General features: G+C 70.5%; 23 protein-coding genes and 1 pseudogene. 16 read left to right on the top strand and 8 right to left on the bottom strand.

Annotated features, from left to right (window positions below; genetic code table 11):
* The first annotated feature begins 27 nt into the window (after nt 1–27).
* Both ALI22I_RS36260 and ALI22I_RS36265 read left to right on the top strand, forming a co-directional pair.
* Complete coding sequence (locus tag ALI22I_RS36260; protein ID WP_077010026.1) at nt 28–981, top strand: esterase/lipase family protein; 954 nt, start codon at nt 28–30, stop codon at nt 979–981.
* A 271-nt stretch (nt 982–1,252) separates the two neighbouring features.
* Complete coding sequence (locus ALI22I_RS36265) at nt 1,253–2,008, top strand: M23 family metallopeptidase (protein ID WP_238598738.1); 756 nt, start codon at nt 1,253–1,255, stop codon at nt 2,006–2,008.
* Nucleotides 2,009–2,344: 336 nt separating this feature from the next.
* Here the strand turns inward: ALI22I_RS36265 and ALI22I_RS36270 are convergent, their stop codons facing one another.
* Together ALI22I_RS36270 and pcrA are read right to left on the bottom strand one after the other, a co-directional pair.
* Nucleotides 2,345–2,761: a winged helix-turn-helix transcriptional regulator gene (locus ALI22I_RS36270; RefSeq protein ID WP_077010185.1), complete on the bottom strand. Its 417-nt coding sequence runs from the start codon at nt 2,759–2,761 to the stop codon at nt 2,345–2,347.
* Between the two features lie 102 nt (nt 2,762–2,863).
* Nucleotides 2,864–5,191 (bottom strand): DNA helicase PcrA, encoded by a 2,328-nt coding sequence (pcrA, locus tag ALI22I_RS36275; RefSeq protein WP_077010028.1) that lies wholly within the window; start codon nt 5,189–5,191, stop codon nt 2,864–2,866.
* Between the two features lie 187 nt (nt 5,192–5,378).
* Between pcrA and ALI22I_RS54885 the strand changes: the two are divergent.
* Nucleotides 5,379–5,669: pseudogene (locus ALI22I_RS54885) on the top strand (chorismate mutase); the annotation flags it as partial.
* A gap of 162 nt (nt 5,670–5,831) precedes the next feature.
* On the opposite strand, the gene ALI22I_RS36285 reads toward ALI22I_RS54885, so the two are convergent.
* Nucleotides 5,832–6,896 carry a histone deacetylase gene (locus tag ALI22I_RS36285; RefSeq protein ID WP_077010030.1) on the bottom strand — a complete coding sequence of 355 codons (1,065 nt, stop codon included), beginning with the start codon at nt 6,894–6,896 and terminating at the stop codon, nt 5,832–5,834.
* Between the two features lie 64 nt (nt 6,897–6,960).
* Here ALI22I_RS36285 and ALI22I_RS36290 point away from each other — a divergent pair, with 64 nt between their 5' ends.
* The 6 genes from ALI22I_RS36290 (at nt 6,961) to ALI22I_RS36315 (ending at nt 13,824) form a co-directional block, all read left to right on the top strand.
* Nucleotides 6,961–7,275: a hypothetical protein gene (locus ALI22I_RS36290; protein ID WP_077010031.1), complete on the top strand. Its 315-nt coding sequence runs from the start codon at nt 6,961–6,963 to the stop codon at nt 7,273–7,275.
* 213 nt (nt 7,276–7,488) lie between these two features.
* On the top strand, nt 7,489–8,379 hold the full coding sequence (locus tag ALI22I_RS36295; protein ID WP_077010032.1) for a hypothetical protein: 891 nt from the start codon (nt 7,489–7,491) through the stop codon (nt 8,377–8,379).
* A gap of 192 nt (nt 8,380–8,571) precedes the next feature.
* Complete coding sequence (locus ALI22I_RS36300; RefSeq protein WP_143532621.1) at nt 8,572–9,354, top strand: hypothetical protein; 783 nt, start codon at nt 8,572–8,574, stop codon at nt 9,352–9,354.
* A gap of 157 nt (nt 9,355–9,511) precedes the next feature.
* Nucleotides 9,512–10,369 (top strand): hypothetical protein, encoded by an 858-nt coding sequence (locus ALI22I_RS36305; protein WP_077010034.1) that lies wholly within the window; start codon nt 9,512–9,514, stop codon nt 10,367–10,369.
* Between the two features lie 361 nt (nt 10,370–10,730).
* On the top strand, nt 10,731–12,095 hold the full coding sequence (locus tag ALI22I_RS36310; RefSeq protein WP_077010035.1) for a serine/threonine-protein kinase: 1,365 nt from the start codon (nt 10,731–10,733) through the stop codon (nt 12,093–12,095).
* Between the two features lie 109 nt (nt 12,096–12,204).
* On the top strand, nt 12,205–13,824 hold the full coding sequence (locus ALI22I_RS36315) for a serine/threonine-protein kinase (protein WP_077010036.1): 1,620 nt from the start codon (nt 12,205–12,207) through the stop codon (nt 13,822–13,824).
* A gap of 19 nt (nt 13,825–13,843) precedes the next feature.
* Here ALI22I_RS36315 and ALI22I_RS36320 read toward each other — a convergent pair whose 3' ends face one another.
* On the bottom strand, nt 13,844–14,737 hold the full coding sequence (locus tag ALI22I_RS36320; protein ID WP_077010037.1) for a LysR family transcriptional regulator: 894 nt from the start codon (nt 14,735–14,737) through the stop codon (nt 13,844–13,846).
* Nucleotides 14,738–14,845: 108 nt separating this feature from the next.
* Here ALI22I_RS36320 and ALI22I_RS36325 point away from each other — a divergent pair, with 108 nt between their 5' ends.
* The 3 genes from ALI22I_RS36325 (at nt 14,846) to ALI22I_RS49905 (ending at nt 17,760) form a co-directional block, all read left to right on the top strand.
* Nucleotides 14,846–15,736 (top strand): DMT family transporter, encoded by an 891-nt coding sequence (locus tag ALI22I_RS36325; protein WP_077010186.1) that lies wholly within the window; start codon nt 14,846–14,848, stop codon nt 15,734–15,736.
* A gap of 183 nt (nt 15,737–15,919) precedes the next feature.
* Nucleotides 15,920–16,330, top strand: a complete 411-nt coding sequence (locus tag ALI22I_RS36330; protein ID WP_077010038.1) for an SsgA family sporulation/cell division regulator — start codon at nt 15,920–15,922, stop codon at nt 16,328–16,330.
* A gap of 23 nt (nt 16,331–16,353) precedes the next feature.
* Nucleotides 16,354–17,760 (top strand): serine/threonine-protein kinase, encoded by a 1,407-nt coding sequence (locus tag ALI22I_RS49905; protein WP_077010039.1) that lies wholly within the window; start codon nt 16,354–16,356, stop codon nt 17,758–17,760.
* A 14-nt stretch (nt 17,761–17,774) separates the two neighbouring features.
* Here the strand turns inward: ALI22I_RS49905 and ALI22I_RS36340 are convergent, their stop codons facing one another.
* Both ALI22I_RS36340 and ALI22I_RS36345 read right to left on the bottom strand, forming a co-directional pair.
* A complete protein-coding gene (locus tag ALI22I_RS36340; RefSeq protein WP_077010040.1) occupies nt 17,775–18,425 on the bottom strand; it encodes a response regulator in 651 nt (216 codons plus the stop codon).
* Nucleotides 18,422–19,657: an ATP-binding protein gene (locus ALI22I_RS36345; protein WP_077010041.1), complete on the bottom strand. Its 1,236-nt coding sequence runs from the start codon at nt 19,655–19,657 to the stop codon at nt 18,422–18,424. Before ALI22I_RS36345 ends, ALI22I_RS36340 begins: the two co-directional genes overlap by 4 nt.
* 110 nt (nt 19,658–19,767) lie before the next feature.
* Here ALI22I_RS36345 and ALI22I_RS36350 point away from each other — a divergent pair, with 110 nt between their 5' ends.
* Both ALI22I_RS36350 and ALI22I_RS36355 read left to right on the top strand, forming a co-directional pair.
* The gene (locus ALI22I_RS36350; RefSeq protein ID WP_238598739.1) at nt 19,768–21,021 is read left to right on the top strand and encodes a PspC domain-containing protein; all 1,254 of its coding nucleotides are present in this window, start codon (nt 19,768–19,770) and stop codon (nt 21,019–21,021) included.
* Nucleotides 21,014–21,217, top strand: a complete 204-nt coding sequence (locus ALI22I_RS36355) for a hypothetical protein (protein WP_077010043.1) — start codon at nt 21,014–21,016, stop codon at nt 21,215–21,217. Before ALI22I_RS36350 ends, ALI22I_RS36355 begins: the two co-directional genes overlap by 8 nt.
* A gap of 94 nt (nt 21,218–21,311) precedes the next feature.
* Here ALI22I_RS36355 and guaA read toward each other — a convergent pair whose 3' ends face one another.
* Nucleotides 21,312–22,871 (bottom strand): glutamine-hydrolyzing GMP synthase, encoded by a 1,560-nt coding sequence (gene guaA / locus ALI22I_RS36360; protein WP_077010044.1) that lies wholly within the window; start codon nt 22,869–22,871, stop codon nt 21,312–21,314.
* Nucleotides 22,872–22,922: 51 nt separating this feature from the next.
* Between guaA and ALI22I_RS36365 the strand changes: the two genes are divergently transcribed.
* A complete protein-coding gene (locus ALI22I_RS36365; protein ID WP_202971144.1) occupies nt 22,923–23,633 on the top strand; it encodes a phosphotransferase in 711 nt (236 codons plus the stop codon).
* Nucleotides 23,634–23,729: 96 nt separating this feature from the next.
* The gene (locus ALI22I_RS36370) at nt 23,730–25,175 is read left to right on the top strand and encodes an aldehyde dehydrogenase family protein (protein WP_077010046.1); all 1,446 of its coding nucleotides are present in this window, start codon (nt 23,730–23,732) and stop codon (nt 25,173–25,175) included.
* Here ALI22I_RS36370 and ALI22I_RS54100 read toward each other — a convergent pair.
* The gene (locus ALI22I_RS54100; RefSeq protein WP_238598752.1) at nt 25,165–25,479 is read right to left on the bottom strand and encodes a hypothetical protein; all 315 of its coding nucleotides are present in this window, start codon (nt 25,477–25,479) and stop codon (nt 25,165–25,167) included. The genes ALI22I_RS36370 and ALI22I_RS54100 overlap by 11 nt on opposite strands.
* Nucleotides 25,480–25,627 lie beyond the last annotated feature (148 nt).

A 25,627-nucleotide genomic window follows, 5' to 3' on the forward strand; every position in this document is an offset into this window, starting at 1 on the left:
GTGAGGGCATCACTTACCTTCACCCCTATGGGTGGTGGGGTGCGGCGGCTCGTCGAGGGCTGGGTGGGCCGGGTCGGGGCTGGTGTGGGTGCCGGGCTGGGGGTGGCCGTGGAGGTTCTCGGCGTTTCCGGTGAGGTGCTCCGGGCTGTCGCTTCGCCTGGTGGGGTGCGTGGTGTTGCCGTCGAGGCCGCATGGCTGGCGGCACACACCGTGCTCTACCCCTGGGGCGTGCTGGAAGGGCAACTGAACGCCGACGGGCACTACCGCGCCTACCGGACCGACCGCCTCCCGCCCCGTCAGCGCGGGCTGATGGTTTCGGCCATGGACGCAGCGGGCACTCCGATCGTGTTGGTGCATGGCATCGGGGACAACCGCTCTGCCTTCGCAGTGCTGTCGGGGGCGCTGCGAAGGCGGGGCTTCGGGGTAGTGCACGCGGTGAACTACAGCGTGCTGACCGCGTTGACGGGGGACGTCCGGCGGTCGGCCGCGCTGCTCGGGGAGCACATCGAGCGGATCTGTGAGCAGACCGGATCCGACCGGGTGCACGTCGTCGGACACTCGTTGGGCGGGCTGATCGCCCGCTACTACGTGCAGCGCCTGCACGGGGACGCACGGGTGCGCACGCTCGTCACCCTCGGCACCCCGCACGGCGGCACGCTGGCGGCCTACCTGCTGCCGACCTCGTTGACCAGGCAACTCCGGCCCGGTTCGGAACTGTTGTCCGAATTGGCCGAACCGTCCCGCACCTGCCGGACGAAGTTCGTGGTGGTGTGGAGCGAGATGGACCAGGTGATCATCCCGCAGCGGAACGCCCGGTTGGAGCACCCCGCGTTGGTAGTCGAGGAACATCAGATACGTGATTCAGGTCACCTCTCACTACCTGTGGATACCCGTGCCCTTCACGCAGTGGTGAGTGCCATCACACGTTCTGATGAGAATGTGAATCACCCCATCGTGCCTGTACGTGCGGGGTCCTCGTAGCTCGCTCATGACACAGCGTCACGGCTCGTACCCCTAGCAGTCGTACTGACCGCTATTCGGTAGACCTCGACCCCAGGGATTGCCCTTAAGGGCTCCGCGCCGTTATCTTCCCCCGGTCCGTTGTCACGGTCTGGTCACAAGCAGGACGAAGAGTCGGTACCCCGACCGGCTCAACCGGGATCCCCCGCCCGGTGTCCGACCGGACTCCCCGAAGACGGAAGGCCAGGTTTTGTCTCAACACCGCTCCCCCGGCGGCCATACGAGTTCTGCTGTGCTCGAAGCGGCGGTAGACCGCGCTTCGACCCGCACGGTGAGCACGCACCGGCTTCCGCCACCGCCCTCGGCGCTGCGCGGACGGATCGTGGTCGCCGCGGTCGCCGTAGGCGCTTTCGCCGCCGCCGGCGCAGGGCAGGCGCTCAACGCACTGGGCACCGACGCGCCGTCCTCGGCTGACGAGATCACCCCTCTCGCCAGCCCCTCCGACGGCGCCGCCGCGTTCGGCGTCGGCGGCAACGGCCCGGCGTCCCCGCAGGTCCTGCCGGTCGCCAAGCTGGTCGACCCGGCCGCCGAGGCGCAGAAGCTCGTCAAGAGCCAGCAGATCACCCAGGACCGCGAGGCCGAGGCGGCCGAGGCTGCGCGACCCAAGTTCGCCCGCCCCGCCAACGGCAACTTCACCTCCGGCTTCGGCGGTCGCTGGGGCGAGATGCACTACGGCATCGACATCGCCGGCCCCATCGGCACGCCGCTCTACGCCGCCGCCGATGGTGTCGTGGTCGAGGCCGGTCCGGCAAGCGGTTTCGGCCTGTGGGTCAAGATCGAGCACGCCGACGGCACGGTCACCGTGTACGGCCACATGGACACCTTCTCGGTCCGCGAGGGCCAGCGGGTCCAGGCGGGCGAGCAGATCGCCCGGATGGGCAACCGCGGCTTCTCCACCGGCTCGCACCTGCACTTCGAGGTCTGGAACGCCGAGGGCAAGAAGATCAACCCGCTGACCTGGCTGAACTCCAAGGGCATCAGCGTCTGACCCCGCACACGTCCACGGCCCCGGCACCGGCGATTCGCCCGCGCGGGGCCTTTGACGTGCGCGAACGCGTGCAGACAAGCGAAAGGCCGGGCCGCGTGAGCAGCCCGGCCTTTCCACTGTGGAACCGCCCCCCAAGGTGATCCCCTGCTGCGGTCACCGCCCCCGACTGCGGTTTCCGCCCTTACTCCCCCCGTTGCCGCCAAGCGGCTCCCCGCGACCGGTTCACCCCGAATGCCCCGGTCATCCCGCTTGTGACACCCCTAAAGACGCACGGGGTCGATTCGGGTTGCACGGGAATCCGGTCTCGATCAGGTGAACGAGATCCGGGGCACGGGCTCAGGCCGAGACCGCGCTGATCCTGGCGTCGTAGGCCGCCCTGGCCGCCGCGATCTCCGCCTCGTGCTGCTCGGACCAGGAGCTGAGCACCTGGATCGTCTGGTGCAGGTTCGCCCCCAGCGGCGTCAGCTCGTAGTCCACCCGCGGCGGCACGGTCGGGTGGACGGTGCGCAGCACGAGCCCGTCGCGCTCCAGCTGGCGCAGCGTCACGGTCATCATCCGCTGGCTCACGCCGTCGATCTTGCGGCGGAGCTCGCTGAACCGGTGCGACCGCTCGGACAGGTACGACAGCGCGAGCAGCGACCACTTGTCCGAGACCCGGTCCAGCACGGTGCGCACCTCGCACCCCGCCCGGTGGTCCCACTGGCGTGCGTGGTCGTCGGTCCCCGTGCAGTACTCGACTGAGGTCTTCGGCATGCGTTCGTCCACGACCTCGTATTGTGGTCGGAGATGCATGCACATGCAAGAAAGCTGAAGACCCGAAGGCCCGTCGAACGACGAACTACGGCTGAGCGCCCCTCAGAGCTTCACCAGCGGCACGCCGCCGATGAGCATCAGCCGCACGGTTCCCGCGCCGCCGAAATCGATCGTGGCGGTCGCACGGGGCCCTGAGCCGTCCACGGCCACCACCCGACCGAGCCCGTACTTGTCGTGGCTCACCCGGTCGCCCACGTCCAGCTTCACCGCGGGCGTGTCCTTCCAGGCCGTGTTCGTCGGCGCCGGACGCGGCGAGGACGACCCGCGGCCCCACGACGTCGGCGCGGACGGCGCGGAGCGCTTCGGCTCCACCCGCCGCCACTCGACCAGGTCGGCCGGGATCTCGTCCAGGAACCGCGACGCCGGGTTCGCGGACGGCTGGCCCCACGCCGAGCGCACCAGCGCCCGCGACAGGTACAGCCGCTGCCGGGCCCGGGTGATGCCCACGTAGGCGAGCCGCCGTTCCTCGGCCAGCTCCGTCGGGTCGCCCAGCGCCCGCATGTGCGGGAAGACGCCGTCCTCCCAGCCCGTGCAGAACACCACCGGGTACTCCAGCCCCTTGGCGGTGTGCAGCGTCATCAGCGTGACCACGCCGTCGGACTCCGCGTCCGGCACCGAGTCGGCGTCCGCGACCAGCGACACCCGCTCCAGGAACGCCGCCAGCGAACCCTCCGCGGGCAGCCCGCCGTCGTCCAGGGATACCGCCTCGTCGGGCACCGGTGCCGCCGAGCCGAGATCGGTGAACTCGCGGGCCACCGTGACCAGCTCGTTCAGGTTCTCCACCCGGGTGTGGTCCTGCGGGTCCTCGCTGGCCTCCAACTCGGCCCGGTAGGCGGTCTTCTCCAGCACCGCCTCCAGGATGTCGGCCACGTCGTCGCCGCGGTCGACCAGCACGCCCAGCTCGTCCATCAGCTCGACGAACCCGACGATCGCGTTGCGCGACCGCGGGTTGAGCAGCGGCACCTTGCCCGCCACCGCGTCCCGCAGCGCCGCCGCGAAGCTGATCCGCTCCCGCTCGGCGTACGTGGACACGCACGCCTCCGCGCGGTCGCCGATACCGCGCTTGGGCACGTTGAGGATGCGCCGCAACGACACCGTGTCGTTCGGGTTGGACAGCGCCCGCAGGTACGCCAACGCGTCCCGCACCTCGCGCCGCTCGTAGAACCGGACGCCGCCGACCACCCGGTAGGGCAGGCCGAGGCGGATGAAGATCTCCTCGAACACGCGCGACTGGTTGTTGGTCCGGTAGAACACGGCGATCTCGCCGTTGTTGGCCTCGCCGCCGTCGACCAGCCGGTCGATCTCGCCCGCGACGAACGCCGCCTCGTCGTGCTCGTTGTCCGCGACGTAGCCGACGATCTTCTCGCCGTCGCCCAGGTCGCTCCACAGCCGCTTGTCCCGGCGGTCGGGGTTGCGCGAGATGACCGCGTTCGCGGCGCTCAGGATGGTCTGGGTGGACCGGTAGTTCTGCTCCAGCAGGATCGTGGTGGCCTGCGGGTAGTCGCGCTCGAACTCCACGATGTTGCGGATCGTCGCGCCGCGGAAGGCGTAGATCGACTGGTCCGCGTCGCCCACCACGCACAGCTCGCCCGGCGGCACGCCGTCCTTGCCGGTCCCGATCAGCTCGCGGACCAGCGTGTACTGGGCGTGGTTGGTGTCCTGGTACTCGTCGACCAGCACGTGCCGGAACCGGCGGTGGTAGTGCTCGGCCACGTCCGGGTGGTTCTGCAGCAGCTCGACGGTCCGCATGATCAGGTCGTCGAAGTCCAGCGAGTTCGACTCGCCGAGCCGGCGCTGGTAGCTCTCGTAGACCTCGGCGACGCGGCGCTCCAGGTCGTTGGACGCCCGCTCCTTCGCGGTGGGGACGTCGACCAGTTCGTTCTTCAAGTTCGAGATGTGGATCGCCAGCGTGCGCGCCGGGTAGCGCTTCGGGTCCAGGTCGAGGTCGCGGGCCACCAGCGTGATCAGCCGGCGGGTGTCGTCGGAGTCGTAGATCGAGAAGTTGGACGACATGCCGAGGGTCTTGGCCTCGCGGCGCATGACCCGCACGCACATCGAGTGGAACGTGGACACCCACATCGAACGGGCCCGCGCGCCGACGAGGTCGGCCACGCGTTCCTTCATCTCGGCGGCGGCCTTGTTGGTGAAGGTGATCGCCATGACCTCGCCGGGGTGGACCTGGCGCTCGGCGAGCAAGTAGGCGATCCGACGGGTGAGCACGCGCGTCTTGCCCGAGCCCGCACCCGCTACGACCAGCAACGGCGCGCCCGAGTGCTCGACGGCCCGGCGCTGGGACGGGTTGAGGTCTTCGAGCAGCCGCGCGGACCGGGAGGCGGGGGGACTTGTGGGCAAGTCGAACAAGGCGCTCATCGCCTGTTCACGTTACCGGTAGCCCCCGACAGTCCGCGTCTGTGGCATCATGAACCGGTGCGCATGGCCCACTTCGACTTTTTCTACGGGAACCGGACTCCGGCTCCCGTGGGTCGCTAGCGCAGACCAAGACACCACGAAGCCCCGGAGTCCTCGGACCCCGGGGCTTCGCTGCCGCCAGGGCTGGGACTCCCACCAGAGTCGAGAGGTCGTCACGATGAACAGCACCGATACCGCCCCGGACATCGACGCGTTGCGCCAGGAGATCGACCACCTGGACGCCGAGCTGCTGCGGCTGGTCAAGCGCCGGGTCGAAGTCTCCAAGATCATCGGCGCGGCGCGGATGGCCGCCGGCGGCACGCGGATCGTGCACAACCGCGAGATCGACGTGATCAACAGGTACAAGGAGCTCGGCCCCGAGGGTCGGGACCTGGCCATGATCCTGCTGAAACTAGGCCGCGGCCCCCTCGGGCGGTGACATGGCCAACCCGCGAGGTCGCGTCGGTCGTTCGTGACTCATTTTCCGGCGATCACGCTCTTCGATCGTCGGAAAATGAGGCGCGAACGACCTGCCCAGCCGCGGAGCGGCGCAATTGACTACAGCCAGGCGACCGAGCCGCCGTCTGCGGAGCAGCGGCAATTAAACACGAGCAAACTTCCAGGTGGTGAGCGTGGACTTGGTCCGGGCCAGGTCCACGTCCACCAGTTGGGTGTCGTCCGGCACGTAGGCCAGCGGGTCCTCCAGCAGGTCCAGGCCGAGCAGGCCCTCCGCCAAGGCGTGCAGGCACAACGCCGAGTAGCCGCGCAGGTAGCCGCCCTCCTGGGTGAGCACGGTCGGCAGGCCGAGTTCCGACACGGCCCGGCCGATGGCGCGGTAGCCGGCCGCGGTGAGGTTGTGCCTGCCGTTGGGGTCGAACGCGGACCCGTCGAACCCGGAGGCGCAGACCAGGAAGTCCGCGCCGAACTCGGTCAGCGCCGGGAACGCGATCTCCGTCAACGCACGCCGGTAGGCGCCGTCGCCCGCGCCGAGGGACAGCTCGACGTTGATGTTGGACGCGCCGGACTCGGCCGGCGCGCCGGTCTGGGCGTGGTTGACGCCCCACGGACCGTGCCGCATGTGCACCGAGATGGTGAGCACACCAGGCGTATCCCGGAAGACCTCCTGGGTGCCGTTGCCGTGGTGCACGTCCCAGTCCAGGACGGCAGGTCGGCGGCCCGCGCGACGGGCCGTCTCGGCGACCAGCGCGGCGTTGTTGACCAGGCAGTACCCGTCCGGCACGGTCGGCTGGGCGTGGTGGCCGGGCGGGCGGACCAGGGCGTACGCCAGGCGGGTGCGACCGGCTGCGACGGCCTCGTACGCGGCCAGCGCGGTGCCGGCGGCAGCCCGGATCGCGTCCCACGAGCCGGGGCCGACGACCGTGTTCACCTCGACGGCGGTGCGCCGCTCGCACGCCACGCGGAGGTCGTCCAGGTAGGACCGCGCGTGGACGCGGCCCAACTCCTCGTCGGTGGCGAACCGGCCGGTCGACCACGACAAGTGCGGGGCGACCGGTCCGTGCTCCAGGGCGTGCCGGAAGGTCCGCAGCCGGGCCGCGTTCTCCGGGTGCGGTTCGGCCACGTCGAGCCAGTCCCACCGGCCGGGCAGCTCCCACAGGCCCGTGCCGGTGTCGTGCTCCAGGCAGGCGTCGTGCCAGAAAACCTCCACACCAGGGGCATATCAGGGCGATCACGGATGGTCCAGCGGGTTTGACCGGGTGCACACTGGTGACATGGTCATCGGTCTCATCACGGGACTCATCGCGATCCTGGGAGTCCTCGCCGCGCTGGCGCACGACGGCTACCTCGCGATGCTCGGTTCCGCCGCCAAGTCCAAGCGCGCCGCTGGCGCGCCCATCGCGCAGTACGTGCGCAGCAGGTGGACCCTCGCCGGGGTGACGACGATCATCGCGCTGGTGGGTCTGCTGATCACGTCGGGCACGGGCACCTCCGGCGACATCATCGGCGCGCTGATCGCCGGCGGCGCCGGTCTGGCCGCCACCAACGCCCTCCAGGGCACCCGGAAGCGGCTGAACAGCGGCAGCTAGCGGGTTCACTCTTCTGTGTGTCGCTAGGTATCACAAGGCTGATTTGCGCAGCTCAACGAGGACCCTGCACCTACCCTGAGGTAGTTGCGGGGTCCTCGGCGTCCCACCCCCTATTCCCCGCGCGGCTCAAGCCCAAACCCACGAGCTTGAGCCAACAAGGTGAATCAGGCCGCGAGGGCCGTCAGGCCGAGGGGCTGGAGGGGTCTGCACAGCATGGACATCGGGGAACCGGAACAGTCGGGCCGGCATCGGCTGGAGGACGGGGCGGCGATCTGGCTGCCCATGGGCGGTGAGTTGGAGCACACGCCGCACGAACGCGCGGTGGTGCGGCCGCTGCCCGCACAGCCACCTCCGCGCGACCCGTACGTCGACACCGACGCGATGGGTCTGCGCAAGTTCAACATCGGCCTGGTGCCCGCGTCGGTGACGCCGCCCCGGACGTGGAAGCGGGCCGCGTGGTTCGCGGTGCTGTCCTCGGCGGGCGTCCTGGTGGGCCTGGCCATCGCGGCGGCCGAGCTGGTCGGCTCGAACAACCCGGTCGAGCGGATCGGGATGCCGGGCTACCCGACGGACGTGCCGCTGCTCACCCGTTTCGCCACCAGCGGACCGCCGACGACCACGGCGGGCCGCAAGAAGGCCGAGGCCGTGTCGGACGGTCTGTTCGCGCCCACCGACGCCGGTGGCCACACCGCGGCCCCGGACGGCGACTCCTCGACCGGGCCCACGACCATCGGCGCGGCGGGCCCCACGACGGCTCCGCACGTCACGACGGTTCCCGCGCAGTCGCAGCCGGTCGTCGACGCCGAGGCGATGGCGATGAACACGGAGCTGTTCTACGAAGAGGTGGCGACGGACACGGACTTCGCGTTGACCATGGTCTCCGACGAGTTCCAGTCCACCGGCGAGGCGCTGCTGGAGCGGTTCGCCGACGTGGCGCTGATCGAGGTGACGGAGATCAGCGTGGACCCGGCGAAGGGCATCACGGTGAGCACCTTGCAGGTCACCCGCAAGGACGGATCCACCACCACCGAGAAGCGTGAGCTGGTGTTCACCACCGTCGGCGTGCCGCTGATCGACGACGAACGGCCCGCAGACGGCGCCTAGGCACCGCCTAGGCACGGTCCGCGCACGCCCGAGCCCGAACACACGCGATACGCCTGTCCGTAGTCCTTCGCCCGTTCGAGCGACCACTTTGACCACTGGTCGCCACGAACGAGTGAAGTCCTGCGCTGAGCTGGATTCTCGTCCGCCGCGCACGGTACGAGTCTTGGCGACGACACGATGAGGGAGTCGCCAGTGCAGCGCCCTACGACGAGCGGTCGCAGGCACAACCGCGCGGGTTCGGTCTCGGTGGCCGAACTGATCCGGAAACAGCCGACACCAGTGCGAATCCCGTCCCGCGAGCAGGCGGCCACCCACGGTCTGGTGGTCGACCTCCTGGGTGCGGAGCCCGAGCCCGCGACCAGGCCGCCGTCCAACCGGGCGGCGAAGCTCGCCGGTGTGGCCACCGGGGCGATCGTGCTGTTCGCGGCCGTCGCGGCCGCCTCGATCCTGGTGGGGAACCGCCCCGGCGGTCCCGACCAGCCGCGCGCCGACGCGCCCGTGTCGATCAGCGGGTCGTCCGCGCTGCGGCCGGACGTGCTGTCGTCGGAACTGGGCGGAGGGCGGCTCGACCAGGCTCCCGGCGCGGGCAGGCAGGCCGCGCCACTGGCCGCCGACGTGCCACCGGAGGCGCCCGTCATGGTCCCGCCGCCCACCCTGACCGTCGGACCGAAACCACAGGTGGACGTGGTCCGGCGGTTCTTCGAGCTGCTGCCGGCCAAACCCGCGGACGCGTCCCGGTTGCTGTCGCCGGAACTCCTCGGCGGCGACGCGCGCGATTTCGTCGCGTCCTGGGGTCAGGTGCAGGCGATCACGATCGAGTCGACCACGCTGCGACCGGACGGCGCGGTGCTGGCGGTGGTGTCGATGCAGGAGCGCACCGGTCGGTGGATGCGGGTTGAACAGGCTTTCTGGTTGACCGACACGACCGTCCCGCGGATCGTCGGCACCGAAATCCTATCGGCCCAACGCAGTTGACTCTCCGTAGCGATCATGGCGAGAACCTGACTAAGCGTGGATCTTTCACGTGATCACTAAGGAAACTTCGGCCAAAGGGGTTACAAAAACGGTCACGATTCGGTATCCATGATCCCGGTCAGTAGCGCAGTGCACTCCCCGGGAAAGGTGTCCAGCGGTGTCGAACGACGACAAACGCCGTCGACAGGATGGCTCGACGGCCAAGCTGTCGGTCGCCGACCTGCTCGCCAGGCGCGAGGCGGAGACGCAGCCCATCCCGCGGATCACCGCCGACGGAGCCCGCAATCGGACGACCGAGCGGATCAACGACGACGAGGAGACCGTGCGCTTCTCGGTGGCCAGTCTGGCTGCCGGGGCGGCGAGCACGACGAACCTGTCGGGCCGCGAGTTGCACATCACCGAGTTGCTGCGCCGTGAGGGGCGCGCCGGTGAGGAAGAGCGCGGCGGCGGCGGGTTCTCCGTGCCGAAGCTCGTCGCGATGGCCAGTGGTGGCGTGGTGCTCGCCGGCGCTGTGACGTTCACCGCGACGAACCTGTTGTCGTCCCCGGACGAGCTGCCGCCGGCCGAGGTGCGTTTCGACGCCCGTGCGGCGGCGCGGGCCACCAACACGCTCACCAAGGACCTCGGCGCCGCCGCTGCCCAGCAGCAGGCGCCGCAGCAGCAGACGACGACCGAGACCACCACGACGACGCCCGAGCGGACGACGGACCAGCGGACGCAGCGGCCCGCCACGCAGCCGACGACGACCACGACGCAGCAGCAGGCGCCGTCGACGCAGGAGCCGGCCCCGAGCAGCAACCCGGAGACGACGACCCCGGCGCCGAGCACGACCACCACGACGCCGGCACCGAGCACGACCACGCCGCCGGCGTCGTCGTCCACCCCGCCCCCGTCGTCGAGCACCCCTCCGGCCGAGGACGGCGACTCGGGCACCGGGGTCGGCCTGGAACTCGACCTGGGCGGGATTCTTGATCCGATCGTCGGCGGGTTCGACTTCTTCGCTCCGGCCAACTGACCTCTCGCGGACCCCGGCGGGCCACTCGGGGTGCCCGAGTGGCGGCTTCGGGCTGTCCGCGTGCGCGACTCGGAGTGCCCGAGGACATGCCTCACCAGGCGATTGGGCCGTTCGGCCGCAAAAATCGTGATCTTCGTGCGAACGGGTGCCCTCGCGGCCCCGCATCGGGTATCCCTTCCCGGTCACCCCTCGGCTCGGGTGAGCTGCGCAACGGCTCGAAAGGCGTAGTCACGGCCGGGGTAGGCTCTGCGGGCGAGCGGTGGCCTAGCCTGTTCCGCGCACCGATCCGCACGACGAGGAGCCCGAGCGTGAGACCTGCTGCCCTTGCCGCGGTCACGCAGCGCCCCAGCGAGGTGGTCCGGTGAGCAACGACGATCGCGTCATCGCCGAGCGCTACCGATTCCTGGACCGGATCGGCAGCGGTGCGATGGGCGTCGTGTGGCGCGCCTACGACGAGCGCCTGAGCCGCGTCGTGGCGATCAAGCAACTGCTGCTGCAGCCGAGCCTGGAAGCCACCGAGAAGGACGAGGCGATCCAGCGCGCCATGCGCGAGGGCCGCATCGCCGCCAAGCTGCACCACCCCAACGCCATCGCGGTGTACGACGTGGTGGAGGAGAACGGCGCTCCGTGCCTGGTCATGGAGTACCTGCCGTCCTACAGCCTGGCCGACACGATGGCCGAGCACGGCCCGCTGGAGCCGCTGGAGGTGGCCCAGATCGGCATGCAGGCCGCCGCCGCGCTGGCCGCCGCGCACGCGGCCGGGATCGTGCACCGGGACGTGAAGCCCGGCAACGTGCTGATCGCCGACAACGGCCTGGTCAAGATCACCGACTTCGGCATCTCCCGGGCCAGCGACGATGTCACGGTCACCAAGACCGGCCTGATCGCGGGCACGCCCGCCTACTTGGCGCCGGAGATCGCCCGCGGCCAGGACCCGTCGGCCGCCTCGGACGTGTTCTCGCTCGGCTCGACGCTCTACGCGGCGGTCGAGGGCGAGCCGCCGTTCGGGCTGTCGGAGAACACCCTGGGCGTGCTGCACGCCGTCGCGGCGGGCCGGATCAACCCGCCGACCGTCGACCACCCGTTGACCGACGTGCTGATGCGGTTCCTCAGCTACAACCCGGCCGACCGGCCGACCATGGCGCAGGCCCGCGACCTGCTCAGCGCGGTCGCGCACGGCCGCAACCCGACCCTTACCGGTCTGCTGCCGGCCAGCTCGCCGGGCTTCCCGCCGGTGATGGCCCCCGGTGCCGGCGCCACGACCATCCTGGACTCCGACCGCACCCGCGTGGTGCGGCCCGGTCCGCGCACGACGGGTCCGCGCACGACGAGCGGCAGCGCGCCGGTCGTCGCGCCGCCGCCGACGTCGAACAACAACCGGCCGCTGGTGATCGCCGCCGTGGTGCTGGGCGCGGTGCTGCTGTTCGGCTTCCTGCTGGTCTGGTTGGACGTGTTCGGCGAGAAGAACCCGACCACGCCGATCGTGACCGAGTCGAGTTCTTCGACGGTCGTGCCGACCACCACGACCACGCCGTCTGTGTTGATAACCACAGCCGTGGTGCCGACGACGACCGAAGAGCCGGAACCGACCACCACCACGACCACTACGACCACCACGACGACGACCACCACGACGACGCCACCGCCTTCGACGACGACGCCATCGACCACTACGACGACGCCCACGACCACTACGACGACCTCCGTGCCCACCGTGAATCCGTGACCTCGTTAAGGTGGGGGCCGAACCCGTTCGGGTGACGCAACGTTCTTGTCCTGGTGGCGTGTTGTCGTGCGCCACTGAATGAACCCTTAGCAGCTACTGGGAGCACGCCGTGAGCGACGATGGCCGCCTGGTTGCCGGCCGCTACCGACTTGGCCAGCGGATCGGCAGCGGTGCGATGGGCATCGTCTGGCAGGCGCACGACGAGCGACTGCACCGGACTGTCGCCGTCAAGCAGCTGTTGCTCCAGCCGGGCCTGGCGGAAGCCGACACCGACGAGGCGAAGCGCCGCGCGATGCGCGAGGGCCGGATCGCGGCCCGCCTCCAGCACCCGCACGCGATCGCGGTGTACGACGTGGCCGAGGACGACGGCCAGCCGTGGCTGGTGATGGAGTACCTGCCGTCCAAGAGCCTGTCCACGGCCCTCTCGGAGCGCGGCACGCTGCCGCCACGTGACGTGGCCTCGATCGGCTCGCAGGTCGCCTCGGCGCTCGCCGCCGCGCACAACGCGGGCATCGTGCACCGCGACATCAAGCCGGGCAACATCCTGCTCGGCAACGAGGGCACGGTGAAGATCACCGACTTCGGCATCTCCCGGGCCACCGGCGACGTCACGGTCACCGCGACCGGGATGCTCGCGGGCACGCCCGCCTACCTCGCGCCCGAGGTGGCCAAGGGTTACGACCCCGGCCCGCCCTCGGACGTGTTCTCGCTGGGCTCGACGCTGTACGCGGCGATCGAGGGCGCGCCGCCGTTCGGCCTGAACGAGAACACCATCGCGCTGCTGCACCAGGTCGCGTCGGGCAAGGTGGTGCCGCCGAAGCAGGCCGGTCCGCTGACCGCGCTGCTGATGCGCCTGCTGCGCGCCGAGCCGGAGGACCGGCCGACCATGGCCGAGGCGCGCGAGGCGTTGGCCGCGGTGGCGGCGGGACGTGCCGCGCCCGAGTTCCCGATGTCGATGCCGAAATCGCATCCGCCGTCGTGGCAGGGCGCGCCCGTGCAGGCCCCGGCGACCCGTGCGCTGAACCCGGTGACCCCGGCCACCCCGAACAACCCGCCGCACGCCGCGACCCGCGTGGCGCCCGTACCGGCCCAGGCCCAGGCTCCGGCTCCGCAGCGGCAGATGAACCACAACAACCCGCCGCCCGCTCGCCCGCTCGGGCGATCGAGACCGCTCGCCGCCAGGGGCGGACCGATCAAGAGCAAGCGGTCCGCGGCCGTCACCGCGCTCGCCATCGCGGGCGCGGCCGTCGTGGGCATCCTGCTGGCCAGCATGCTGTCCGGCGGCGACAACCTCCCGGACGACCAGGCCACCGGGCCGACCACGTCGACCACCGCGCAGGAAGCGGGTGGTGAGGCGTCGGTGACGCCGTCGAAGAAGTCGGCCAACCCGCCGTTGGTGATCACCGCCGACCCGACGCCGCAGCAGCAGGAACAGACGGTCCGGGACTACTTCAGCCTGCTCCCGGAGAACGTGGACGACGGGTTCAGCCGCCTCAGCGACAAGATGAAGGCGGCGTCCGGCGGGATCGCCGGCTACAAGAGCCGGTGGGACCAGGTGAAGTCGGTGAGCCTCGACGAGGTGAGCCAGAACGCGGACTACGCGTACATCGTCGTGATCAGCTACCAGATGAAGGACGGCTCGCGCACCAGCGAGCGCAAGCTGGTCGGCCTGGCCTGGAAGGGCCAGAGCCTGTTCATCGACAAGGAAGACCCGCTGGGCCAGCCGTGACCGCTGGGCCTGCCGTGACCTAGCCGGTCGCGGACTTCAAGGCCTCCAGCAGGGTGATGACGGCGGGTGAGCCGACGCCGTCCTCGCGGATGGCGGCGCAGATGGTCCTGGTCGGCTCCGGGTGGCGCAGCTTGCGGACCACCACGCCGGGGTGGATCACGCCGAGGCTGAGCTTGGGCACGATGGTCACGCCGAGCCCGGCCGCGACGAACCCCTGTGCGGTCGGGTAGTCGTCGGCCTCCACCACGATGTTGGGCGCGAACCCGGCACCCGCGCAGCCGTTGAGCACGATGTCCCGGCACGGTCCGGGCGGCGCCACGGCGTCCACCCACTGCTCCTCCGCCAGGTCGGCGAGGTCGAGCACCCGTTTGCGGGTCAGCTCGTGGCCGCGCGGCAGCACGGCCAGGTACGGGTCGTCGAGCAGGTGCACGATCTGCACGCCGCGCGGCAGCTCGCTGCCCCGGTGGTGCACCACGATGGCCACGTCGGCGCGTCCCGCCGCGATCTCCACCATCGGGTCGTCCGGCTCGGTCAGCTTGAGGTCCAACTGCACGTCGGCGTGCTTGGCCCGGAACAGGGCCACGGCCGGCGGCACGAGCGCCGCGCCCGCGGTGGCGAAGTAGCGCACCCGCAGCCGCCCGGTGCGGCCCGCGCGCAGGTCGGCGAGCGCCGCCTCGGCCTCGACCAGCCGGTCGGTGATGTGCGCGGCGTGCTCGGTGAGCAGCCGGCCCGCCACCGTCGGCCGCACGCCCCGCCCGACCCGGTCCAGCAGCGGCAGGCCCGCCTGCTTCTCCAAGGCCGAGACCTGCTGGCTGACGGCCGAGGGCGTGTACCCGAGGTTCACCGCGGCCGCGGTGATGGAGCCGGTGGTCACCACGGCCCGGAGCACCTGCATGCGTCGCACGTCCAACATGCCGTCACCGTACAGCTCTGCTTAAGTATCTTGCAGTTCTATTCACTTGTCCTGATGCTTCGCAGCACGCAAGGTGGACTCGTGAACAAGCCTGGCACGCTGATCAGGATGGGTGTCCTGGCCCTGCTCTGGGGGTCCAGCTTCCTGTGGATCAAGATCGCCCTGACCGGCCTCTCGCCGGTCCAGATCACGCTCACCCGCACCACGCTCGGCGCGCTGGTGCTGGTCGCGCTGGTCTACTGGAGCAAGCAGCGGCTGCCCCGCGACAAGGCGTCCTGGCTGCACCTGGGCCTGGCCGCGTTCTTCGGCGCCGCGCTCCCGTTCGCGCTGTTCGCGCTGGGTGAGCAGACCGTGGACTCCGGTGTCGCGGGCGTGCTCAACTCCACCACGCCGCTGTGGGCGCTGGGCATCGGTCTGGTCCTGGGCACCGAGCGGCAGCGGAACCCGGCGCGGATCGTGGGCCTGGTCCTCGGCTTCGCGGGCGTGCTGCTCATCTTCGCGCCCTGGCAGCAGGCCGGTCTGGCCAGTTGGGGCGCGCTCGCCTGCCTGGCCGCCGCGGCGTCGTACGCGGTCAGCTACACCTACATCGGCCGCATGGTGTCCGGGCGCGGCCTCACCCCGATGCAGATCTCCTCGACCCAACTGGTGGCCGCGGCGGGCATGACGGCGGTGGCGGTGCCGATCGCCGGGTCGCAGCCGGTGCACCTGTCCTGGCCGCCGCTGGTGGCCGTGGCGATCCTGGGCGTGTTCGGGACGGGCGTCGCGTTCGTGCTGAACTACCGCATCCTGGAGGACGAGGGCGCGACCAGCGCCACGACGGTCGGCTACCTGCTGCCCGTGGTTTCGGTATCGCTGGGCGCACTGTTCCTCGGTGAGGCGCTCAACCTCCGCATCGTCATCGGCATGGTGGTGGTGCTCGTCGGCGTCGCGCTGACCCGCAAGCAGCCCGCGACGGCGTTCGTGCCGGTGGCCGCGGTACCGGTGACTACGCTCAAGTGACCAGGCATAACGCACTGTTACTCACCGGTACGGCCAAGTGAGACAGCGGTCGTGGGCAAACGGGTGGTCTTGAGACCCAGGTCTCCCCCGATCGCGTGGTGTTCAGGCGAACCCCGTCCCGATTCGCCCTCTCGGACGTCTCCTCACATGAGAGGGACGATTCTGGAAGGGAACCCACGAGCCATGAGCAACGAGAGCATCACCATCACGACGACGTTCCACCTCCTCGTCCCGGGCGTGGCCCCGGCGCCGGTGGAGGCCGAGCTCCACTACGAGCCGGAGGACCCGTACGCGGTCGCCGTCCTGTTCCACACCGGGCAGGGCAAGGTCGAGTGGATCTTCGCCCGGGACCTGCTGGCCGACGGCCTGCTGACCCCGTCCGGCGAGGGCGACATCCTGGTCCGGCCGGCCGCCGACGACCCGGAGCGGGTCCTGCTGGAGCTGAACGCCCCGACGGGCTTCGCGATCCTGTCCGCCGACGCCGAGTACATCGCCGAATTCCTGGACCTCACCTACGACGTGGTCCAGCCCGGCGAGGAGGACTTGTGGATCGACTTCGACCGCGAGCTGGCCAAGTTGGTCTCGACCAACTGACCTCATCGCCTAACCTCCAGGGCGTGACGGAGTCCGGGGGGACGGTAGGCGGTCGGTACGCGCTGGTCGAGCGGATCGGCAGCGGCGCCATGGGCGTCGTCTGGCGGGCGCGGGACGAGCTGCTCGACCGCGAGGTGGCGGTGAAGCAGCTGCGCGGGCCGGAGCTGTCCGCCGAGGAGGCGGAGGTGGCCGGGGCACGGGCGATGCGCGAGGCGCGCAACGCCGCACGGCTCCAGCACCCCAACGCCGTCGCGGTCTTCGACGTGGTGGTGGAGAACGACCGGCCGTGGCTGGTCATGGAGTACCTGCCCTCGCACAGCCTGGCCGGGCTGCTGGGCGAACGGGGCAGGCTGAGCCCGGCCGAGACGGCCCGGATCGGCGGTCAGGTCGCGGCCGCGCTGGCTGCGGCGCACGCGGCGGGCATCGTGCACCGGGACGTGAAGCCGTCCAACGTGCTCATCGGCCACGACGGCACGGTGAAGCTCACCGATTTCGGCATCTCCCGGGCCGCGGGCGACGGCACGCTCACCGGCAGCGGCATGATCACCGGCACCCCGGCGTACCTGGCGCCCGAGGTGGCGCGCGGCGAGCAGCCGGACACGGCTTCCGACGTGTTCTCCCTGGGGGCGACGCTGTACGCGGCGACCGAGGGTCAGGCGCCGTACGGGGCGAGCGACAACAGCTTCGGCCTGCTCTACCGGGCCGCGGCGGGCCGGATCGAGCCGCCCACCGGATCGGGTGAGCTCACCGGACTGCTGACCAGGATGCTCGACATCGACCCCGAAGTCCGTCCGACCGCGGCGCAGGCCGTGGAGTTGCTGGCCAAGCCGCCTGTCGAGGTGGTGGCGAAGCCGTCCGTCGAGGTGGTGGCGAAGCCGTCCGTCGAGGTGGTGGCGAAGCCGTCCGTCGAGGTGGTGGCGAAGCCGTCCGTCGAGGTGGTGGCGAAGCCGTCCGTCGAGCGCAAGCGGCGCCGATGGCTGGTGCCCGTGCTCATGGCGGCCGTGTTCCTACTCGTCTCCGGTGTCGCCGCCGCCGTGTTCCTGCTGCCGGAACTCAACCTGAGCCGGTACCTGGGTCAGGACGTCGACGCCGCCCACACGCATGTGGCCACGCCCTCGTACACGGCCGACGACGCCATGGCGCTGGTGCGCTCCCACTACGAACTGCTGCCGGAGAACGTGGAGGTCGCCTACGAGAACCTGGCGACCTCGTACCGCCAGGCGTTCCCCGAGTACCAGGAGTTCTGGGGGCAGTACGACGACGTCCGCGCCGACCAGTTCGAGGCCGTGGAGGCCCACCCGAGAAGGTTCATCGTCCAGGCACGGGTGACGTTCCTGCAGGGCCCGTCCGAGGTGGCCGGGGTCTACCAGCTCGTGGTCGAGGCCGGCGACGGCCGGCTGCGGATCACCGAGTCCAGGGCGTTGCCCTAGGCGCGCGGCCCGGCTCAGACGAGCCTTCGGTCCGAGGCCCAGCGCGACAGCTCGTACCGGTTGGACAGCTGCGTCTTGCGCAGCACGCTCGACACGTGGGTCTCGACCGTCTTCACCGAGATGAACAGCTCCGACGCGATCTCCTTGTACGCGTAACCGCGCGCCAGCAGCCGCAGCACGTCCCGCTCACGCGGGGTCAGCAGGTCCAGTTCCGGATCACTGATCGGCGCCGCGCCGGGCCGGTCGGCGAACGCGTCCAGCACGAACCCGGCCAGCCGCGGACTGAACACCGCGTCGCCCTCCGAGACCCGCACCACCGCGGCCACCAACTCCTGACTGGAGATGGTCTTCGTCACGTACCCCCGCGCACCGGCGCGGATGACCGCGATGACGTCCTCGGCCGCGTCGGACACCGACAGCGCCAGGAACACCACCTCGGGCAGCGCCGTGCGGACCTGCCGCAGCACCTCCGCGCCGCCGCCGTCGGGCATGTGCACGTCGAGCAGCACCACGTCCGGGCGGTGGTGGCCGATACCCGCGACCGCCTCACCGACCGAACCGGCCTCGCCGACCACCTCGACCCGGTCGGTGATCGAGTCCAGCTCGGCTCGCACCCCGGCGCGGAACAACGCGTGGTCGTCCACCAGGAACACCCGAACGGTCATGTCCTGGCCCCCGTCTCTCGCTTGTCTGCGGTCTTCCTCGGCATCATCAGCTGCACCTCGGTGCCCTCACCCAGCTTGGTGCGGATCCGGACTTCACCGCCGTGCCGGTCCATCCTGCCCCCGATCGAGTCGGCGAGGCCATGCCGGTCCTCCGGGATCACCTTCGGGTCGAAGCCCTTGCCCCGGTCGCGCACGAACACCGTCACCCGTTCGGGCTCCACCTCGCCGTAGACGCTGAGTTCGGCGACGCCCGCGTGCTTGGCCGCGTTGACCATCGCCTCACGGGCCGCCTGCACCAGCGCGTACAGGTTCGGGTCCAGCTCGCAGTCGCCGACCACGACCTGCTGCACGGCCAGCGCGAAGCTGTCCTCCACCTCACCGGCCGCCTTGGCGATCGCCGCGGACATCGTCGTCGGCTCGCTGTTCTCCTCCACGATCCGCCCGTACAGCCACTCCCGCAGCTGCCGTTCCTGACCGCGGGCCAGGCGCTTGACCTCGCGCGGCTGCTCGGCCTGCTTCTGGATCAGGGCGAGGGTCTGGAGCACGGAGTCGTGCAGGTGGGCGGCGATCTCGGCGCGTTCCTCGGTGCGGATGCGGACCCGGCGCTCCTCGCCCAGGTCGTTGATCAGCTTGATCCACAGCGGCACGGTGAGCACCGCGACACCGCCCAGCGTGGCGACCACGGCCAGCAGCGCGAACCGGAGCTGGTCGATGCCGTAGCTGTTGACCAGCAGCACGGCGATGCCGATGGCGACCAGGGCTACACCGGCCAGCACGCGCACGAGCCCGCTGCGGCCGGCGCCGAGGACGCCGAACTTCGCACCGTCCCGCCAGCGGCGGCGCTGCGCTTCGTCCGCCTCGCGCCAGACCACGGCCGCGCCCACCAGGGCCACCGCGAGTGGTCCGGCGATCCAGCCGCTCACCGGGCCGGAGACCAGACCGGCCAGCACGGCCGCGGCGATGCCCAGGGCGACCAGGCCCAACGCCTGCTGCCGTTCCCTCGGGTTCGTCGGCTGTTCCGGTTCGCTGGCCGGGCGTTGCGGCACGAACAGCCACAGCAGGCCGTACGCGATCACGCCGACGCCGCTGAGCGCGGTCAACGCGGCGAACGCCGCCCGCACCCAGAACACCTCGATGCCGAGGTGATCGGCGACACCGCCGGCCACGCCCGCGACCACCCGACCCGTCCGCCTGCGGCGCACCGGCTCGACGGCCTTCGTCTCCACACTCACCTCTCGATGGTCACACGCGCGTGGGGGCAGGTCATCAGGGTTCCACCCGAGGCTCGGTTCAGGGTGGGTCCCCGATGTGCTCTCGACGCGGCTTGAGCAAGCTAGTCGTCGTGAGCGGGAGCATCAGCGCAGCCAACGTCGAAGAGACGTTGAAGGACTTCTGGGCCAGCCGGCCCAGGCGGCCTCACGACGGTCGCAAGATCGCCGGTGTCGCCGCCGGTATCGCACAGCGGTACCAGATCGACCCGGTGATCGTCCGGGTGGCGTTCGTGGCCATGGCGCTGTGCAACGGTGCCGGGCTGCTCATCTACCTGCTGGGCTGGCTGTTGCTCGCGCAGACCGATGACGAGGTGTCGGCCGCGGAGGCGTTGATCGGTCGTGGTCGCAGCTCGACGCCGACCGCGTTGACGGTGTTGCTCGGGCTGGCGGTGCTGCCCGCGACCGGTTTCTTCATCGACGGCGGCTTCACCATGGTCGGCGGGGTGCTGCTGTCGGTGGGTGCGGTCTACCTGCTGCACCGCCACCGCGGGCAGCTCAACCGGCCGGACGTGCCGGCCTTCGCCGCGGGGGAACCGGCGTCTACGACGGGGACGACGGTGGGGTCTACGGCGGGGACGATGCCGGTGTCGACGGATGAGCAGGCAACCGGGCAGGTGACGCCGCCTGCGTGGGACCCGCTGGGCGCGGCGCCGTTCGCGTGGGATCTGCCGGAGCCCGGGGCGGTGCCGGAGCCGGTGGTCGTGGCGCCGCGGCCGGTGCGCCGCAGGTCGCGGGTCGGGGTGGCGACGTTCGGGGTGGCCCTGCTGGTGCTGGCCTCGTCCCTGGTGGCGGCGGAGTACTCGGACTGGTTCGACGCCCGGCACATCCTCGGCCTGCTGGTCGCGGTGCTGGGCGGGGGGATGCTGCTCGGCGCGTTCCGCGGCGGTGGGCGGGGGCTGATCTGGCTGGTCGTGCCGTTGTCGGTGATCGGGGTGGGGCTGACATCGATCGACTTCGACAGTGTCGAGTCCGACCGGATCGGCAGCAACTGGGCCCGGCCGACATCGGTGGACCAGGTCGATTCCCGGTACGCGGTGAAGCTCGGCGAGGTGGACCTGGACCTGACCGGGTTGCCGAACTCGGGGTCGGTGACCACGAAGGTCGAGGTCGGGCTCGGGAGCGCCCAGGTCAGGGTGCCGGCCGACGCGGATGTGACGGTGACGTGCGGGGCCGACCTCGGCTCGGTGAGGTGCCTGGACAAGGTGTCCGAGGGTAAGGGCGCGCGCGAGCAGGTCACCGACGACGGTCCCGACGGGTCCGGTGGGCTGAAGATCGAGCTGGATGTGCGGAGCGAAGTCGGAGAGGTGGAGGTGAGTCGTGGCTGACCAGGATTCGGTCGAGAAGCGGGGCGTTGACGTGGTGGGGCTGGTGTTCGGGGTCGCGGCTCTGGTCGCCGCCGCCTACATGCTCTCCGACGGGGCGTCGTGGCCGGACTTCCTCGACCTGAGGTGGGCGTTGGCCGGCGGGGCGATGGTGATCGGACTGGGGCTGCTGGCGGGGTCCGCGCGGCGGCGCCGTTAGACGGGGGGAGGTTGGTTGGGGGGAACGTTCGGGGGAACGGAAAGCGAAAGGCCCGTCCTGGAGGACGGGCCTTTCGTGTGTTCCGGGGGATTTGCTACTCCCATTCGATGGTGCCCGGCGGCTTGCTCGTCACGTCCAGGACCACCCGGTTGACCTCGTTGACCTCGTTGGTGATGCGGGTCGAGATGCGCTCCAGCACGTCGTACGGCAGGCGGGTCCAGTCCGCGGTCATGGCGTCCTCGCTGGACACCGGGCGCAGCACCACGGGGTGGCCGTAGGTGCGGCCGTCACCCTGCACTCCCACGCTGCGGACGTCGGCGAGGAGGACCACCGGGCACTGCCAGATCTGGCGGTCCAGGCCGGCGCTGGTCAGCTCTTCGCGGGCGATGGCGTCGGCCTTGCGCAGGATGTCCAGGCGCTCCGCGGTGACCTCGCCGATGATCCGGATGCCCAGGCCGGGGCCGGGGAACGGCTGGCGCTGCACGATCGTCTCCGGCAGGCCCAGTTCGGTGCCGACCCGGCGGACCTCGTCCTTGAACAGCGCGCGCAGCGGCTCGACCAGGGTGAACTGGAGGTCGTCCGGCAGGCCGCCGACGTTGTGGTGGCTCTTGATGTTCGCGGCGCCCGCGCCGCCGCCCGACTCGACCACGTCGGGGTAGAGCGTGCCCTGGACCAGGAACTGGTAGTCGCCCTCGGCCTTGAGGTCGCGTTCGGCCTGCTCGAAGACCCGGATGAACTCGCGGCCGATGATCTTGCGCTTTTCTTCGGGGTCGGTGACGCCTGCGAGTGCGTTGAGGAAGCGCTCGCGGGCGTCGACGGTGACCAGGTTCACGCCCGTCGCGGCCACGTAGTCGCGCTCCACCTGGGCGCGCTCACCTGCGCGCAGGAGACCGTGGTCGACGAACACGCAGGTCAGACGGTCACCGATGGCGCGCTGGACCAGGGCCGCGGCCACCGCCGAGTCGACGCCGCCGGACAGGCCGCAGATGGCCTTGCCGTCGCCGATCTGCGCGGAGATCCGGGCCACCTGCTCGTCCACGATCGAGGACGTCGTCCACTGCGGCCGGATGCCCGCGATCTCGTGCAGGAACCGGCGCAGGACTTCTTGGCCGTGCGGCGAGTGCCCAACCTCGGGGTGGTACTGGACGCCCGCGAACCGGCGTTCGGTGTCCTCGAACGCGGCCACCGGCGCGCCTTCGCTGGTCGCCGTCACGGTGAAGCCCTCGGGCGCCTTCGTGACGCAGTCGCCGTGGCTCATCCACACCGGGTGGTTGGCGGGTAGCTCCTCGTGCAGGAGGCCGCCTGTCTGTCGGACGCCCAGCTCGGTGCGGCCGTACTCACGGGTGCCGGTGTGCTCCACCGTGCCGCCCAGGGCGCCCGCCATGGCCTGGAAGCCGTAGCAGATGCCGAAGACCGGGACGCCGACGTCGAACAGCTTCGGGTCCACCTGGGGAGCGCCGGGCTCGTAGACGCTGGACGGGCCGCCGGACAGGACGATGGCGGCGGGGTCGCGTTCCAGCAGCTCCGCCACCGATGTGGTGTGCGGGACGACTTCCGAGTAGACCTGCGCCTCCCGGACTCGCCGGGCGATCAGCTGCGCGTACTGCGCGCCGAAGTCGACTACCAGCACAGGGCGGTTGCTGCTCTCGGCCACTGGGGAAAAACCTCTCGTCTGGCGGATCCGCGCAGGTGAAGGATGTCATGCGTGGATGAGGAAGTGCTCACCGGAGGCGGGCTCAACGAGGTCGTGCGGGTCGGGTCGACCGTGCGCCGGCCGACCGGGCCCTGGACCCCGAACGTACACCGCCTGCTGGAACACCTTGCGCCGCTTGGCATTGCGCCGGTTGCGCACGGAGTGGACGGCCGCGGGCGCGAGGTGTTGTCGTACCTGGAAGGTGAAGTCGGCCACCCGCCGCTGGCGGACGAACTGCGCACCGACGAGGTGCTGGTGGCGGTGGCGCGGATGGCCCGTCGGCTGCACGACGCGTCGGCGGCACTGGCGTCCGTGGTCGACGACTGGCAGTTCCCGGCGCTGTCACCCGTCGAGGTGATCTGCCACAACGATCTCGCGCCGTACAACATGGTGTTCCGGGACGGGCTGCCGGTGGGCGTGTTCGACTTCGACGGCGCGCGGCCCGGGCCCCGATGGTGGGATATCGCATACACGATCTACTGCCTGGTGCCGCTGTCCCCGGAGTTCGGCACGCCGGCGGACCAGTGGCGGCGTGCGAAGTTGTTCTGCGCTGCCTACGGCATGCCGGTGGACGGTATGGGCCGCCGGGTGCTGGCCCGGTTGGACGACATGGTGTCGATGATCCGCGAGCGCCCGGAGTTCTGGCGGCAGCGGGAGGGGGGCCACGACACCTATTACCTGGGCCATGCGGATTACGTCCGGGCGCACTTCCAAGATCGATAGGTCGAACCACGCGAGGTCGCGTCGATCGACTTCCAGGCGACCTCGCCCGCCGTCTGCGGAGCAGCGGCAATGTCACAGGGCATACGGTGTGGGGTTATGGACGCGTTCACGCCGCAGCCACGGCCTTGTTGGATTGCCGGACACGCCGAGCAGGGCGTGCAGGCCATCACAGTCCACCATCCGTTCGACGGCACCGAGGTGGCCTCGGTCGCGGTGCCGGGGCCGGAGCAGGTGGAACGGGCTGTCGCTGCGGCGGCGGCGGTTGCCAAGGAGTTTCGGCGCACGCCGGCGCATGTGCGGGCGACTGCGCTGATGCACGTGTCACAGGCGTTGGCCGAGCGGGCCGAGGAAATCGCGGAGACCATCACGGCTGAGAACGGCAAGCCGTTGAAGTGGGCCGCCATCGAGGTGCAGCGGGCGGTGAACACGTTTCGGTTTGCGGCCGAGGAGGCTCGGCGGTTCACCGGTGACCTGCAACGGCTGGACACCGATGCCAACGGTGAGGGTCGGTTGGCGGTGGTGCGGCGGGTGCCGCGTGGGCCGGTGTTGGCGGTGGCGCCGTTCAACTTCCCGTTGAACCTGGTCGCGCACAAGGTCGCGCCGGCTTTGGCGGTAGGTGCGCCGGTGATCGTGAAGCCCGCGTCGGCCACGCCGTTGTCGGCGTTGTTGTTGGGTGAGCTGTTGGCGGAGACGGACCTGCCGGAGGGTGCGTTCTCCGTGCTGCCGGTGCGCGGTTCGGACATGAAGTCACTGGTGACCGATGAGCGGTTGCCGGTCATCTCGTTCACCGGGTCGACGACGGTCGGCTGGTCGTTGGCGGATTCGGCACCGCGCAAGCACGTGCTGATGGAGTTGGGGTCGAACTCGGCGGCGATCGTGTGCGCGGACTGGCCGGACTTGGATTTCGCCGCCTCTCGGATCGCGACGTTCGGCAACTACCAGGGCGGTCAGTCGTGCATCGCGGTGCAGCGGGTGCTGGTGCACCGGGACGTGGCCGAGGCGTTCGTGCCGAAGTTGGTGGACGCGGTGCGGGCGTTGAAGACCGGTGACCCGCACGACCCCGAGGTCGAGGTCGGGCCGCTGATCGACGAGGACAACGCGCGACGGGTGGAGGAGTGGGTGGCTGAGGCGGTTGCTGCCGGCGCTGTTCTGCACGTGGGTGGCGGGCGCGTCGGGACGTCGGTGGAGCCGACCGTGGTGCAGGACGTGCCGGTGAAGGCGCGGTTGTGGCACCAGGAGGTGTTCGGGCCGGTGTTGGCGGTGTCCGTGGTGGATTCGGTGGCCGATGCGTTCGAGCAGGCCAACGCGACGGAGTACGGCTTGCAGGCCGGTGTGTTCACGCGGGACGTGACGGTGGCGTTCGAGGCGGCGGCGGAGCTTGAGGTCGGCGGTGTGATCATCGGCGACGTGCCGTCCTACCGGGCCGACCAGATGCCGTACGGCGGCGTGAAGGGGTCGGGTACCGGACGCGAGGGCGTGCGGTCCGCGATGGAGGACTTCACCGAAGAACGCACCATGGTTCTCACCGGCATTAGTCTTTGAGAGCCCCCTCGGCGAGCATCATCAGGCCGTTGACCAGGTCTTCGGTGCCGGAGCCGGTGGCCAGGGCGCGGAGTTTGAGGCCCATGACCATGCCGACCACGGCACTGGCGACCTGGTCGGCGTCCTTCACCCCGATGGACGTCAGCACGGTGGCGGCGAGCTTGTCGTAGGCGGCGAAGCACTCGGCGGCGGCGGCGGCGCGGAGTTCCGGGTCGCGGCCGGCGTGCAGGTAGAGCTCGTAGGGTGCGATCCGCTCGCTGTCGGTCCGGGTGGCCTCGGCGACCTGGCCGACGATCTCGACCACCTGAGTCAAGTGCGGGTGCCGTTCATCGGTGACGTCGTCGGTATCGACCGGCGCACGCCGGTGCAGGACTCGATGCGACTGGGACGGGGGCTCGAGCCGATCTCCACCCGGCGGTTCCTGGACCGGGAGACCGTCTTCGTGGGCGGCG

The sequence above is a fragment of the Saccharothrix sp. ALI-22-I genome, from assembly GCF_001984175.1.
Lineage (GTDB): Bacteria > Actinomycetota > Actinomycetes > Mycobacteriales > Pseudonocardiaceae > Actinosynnema.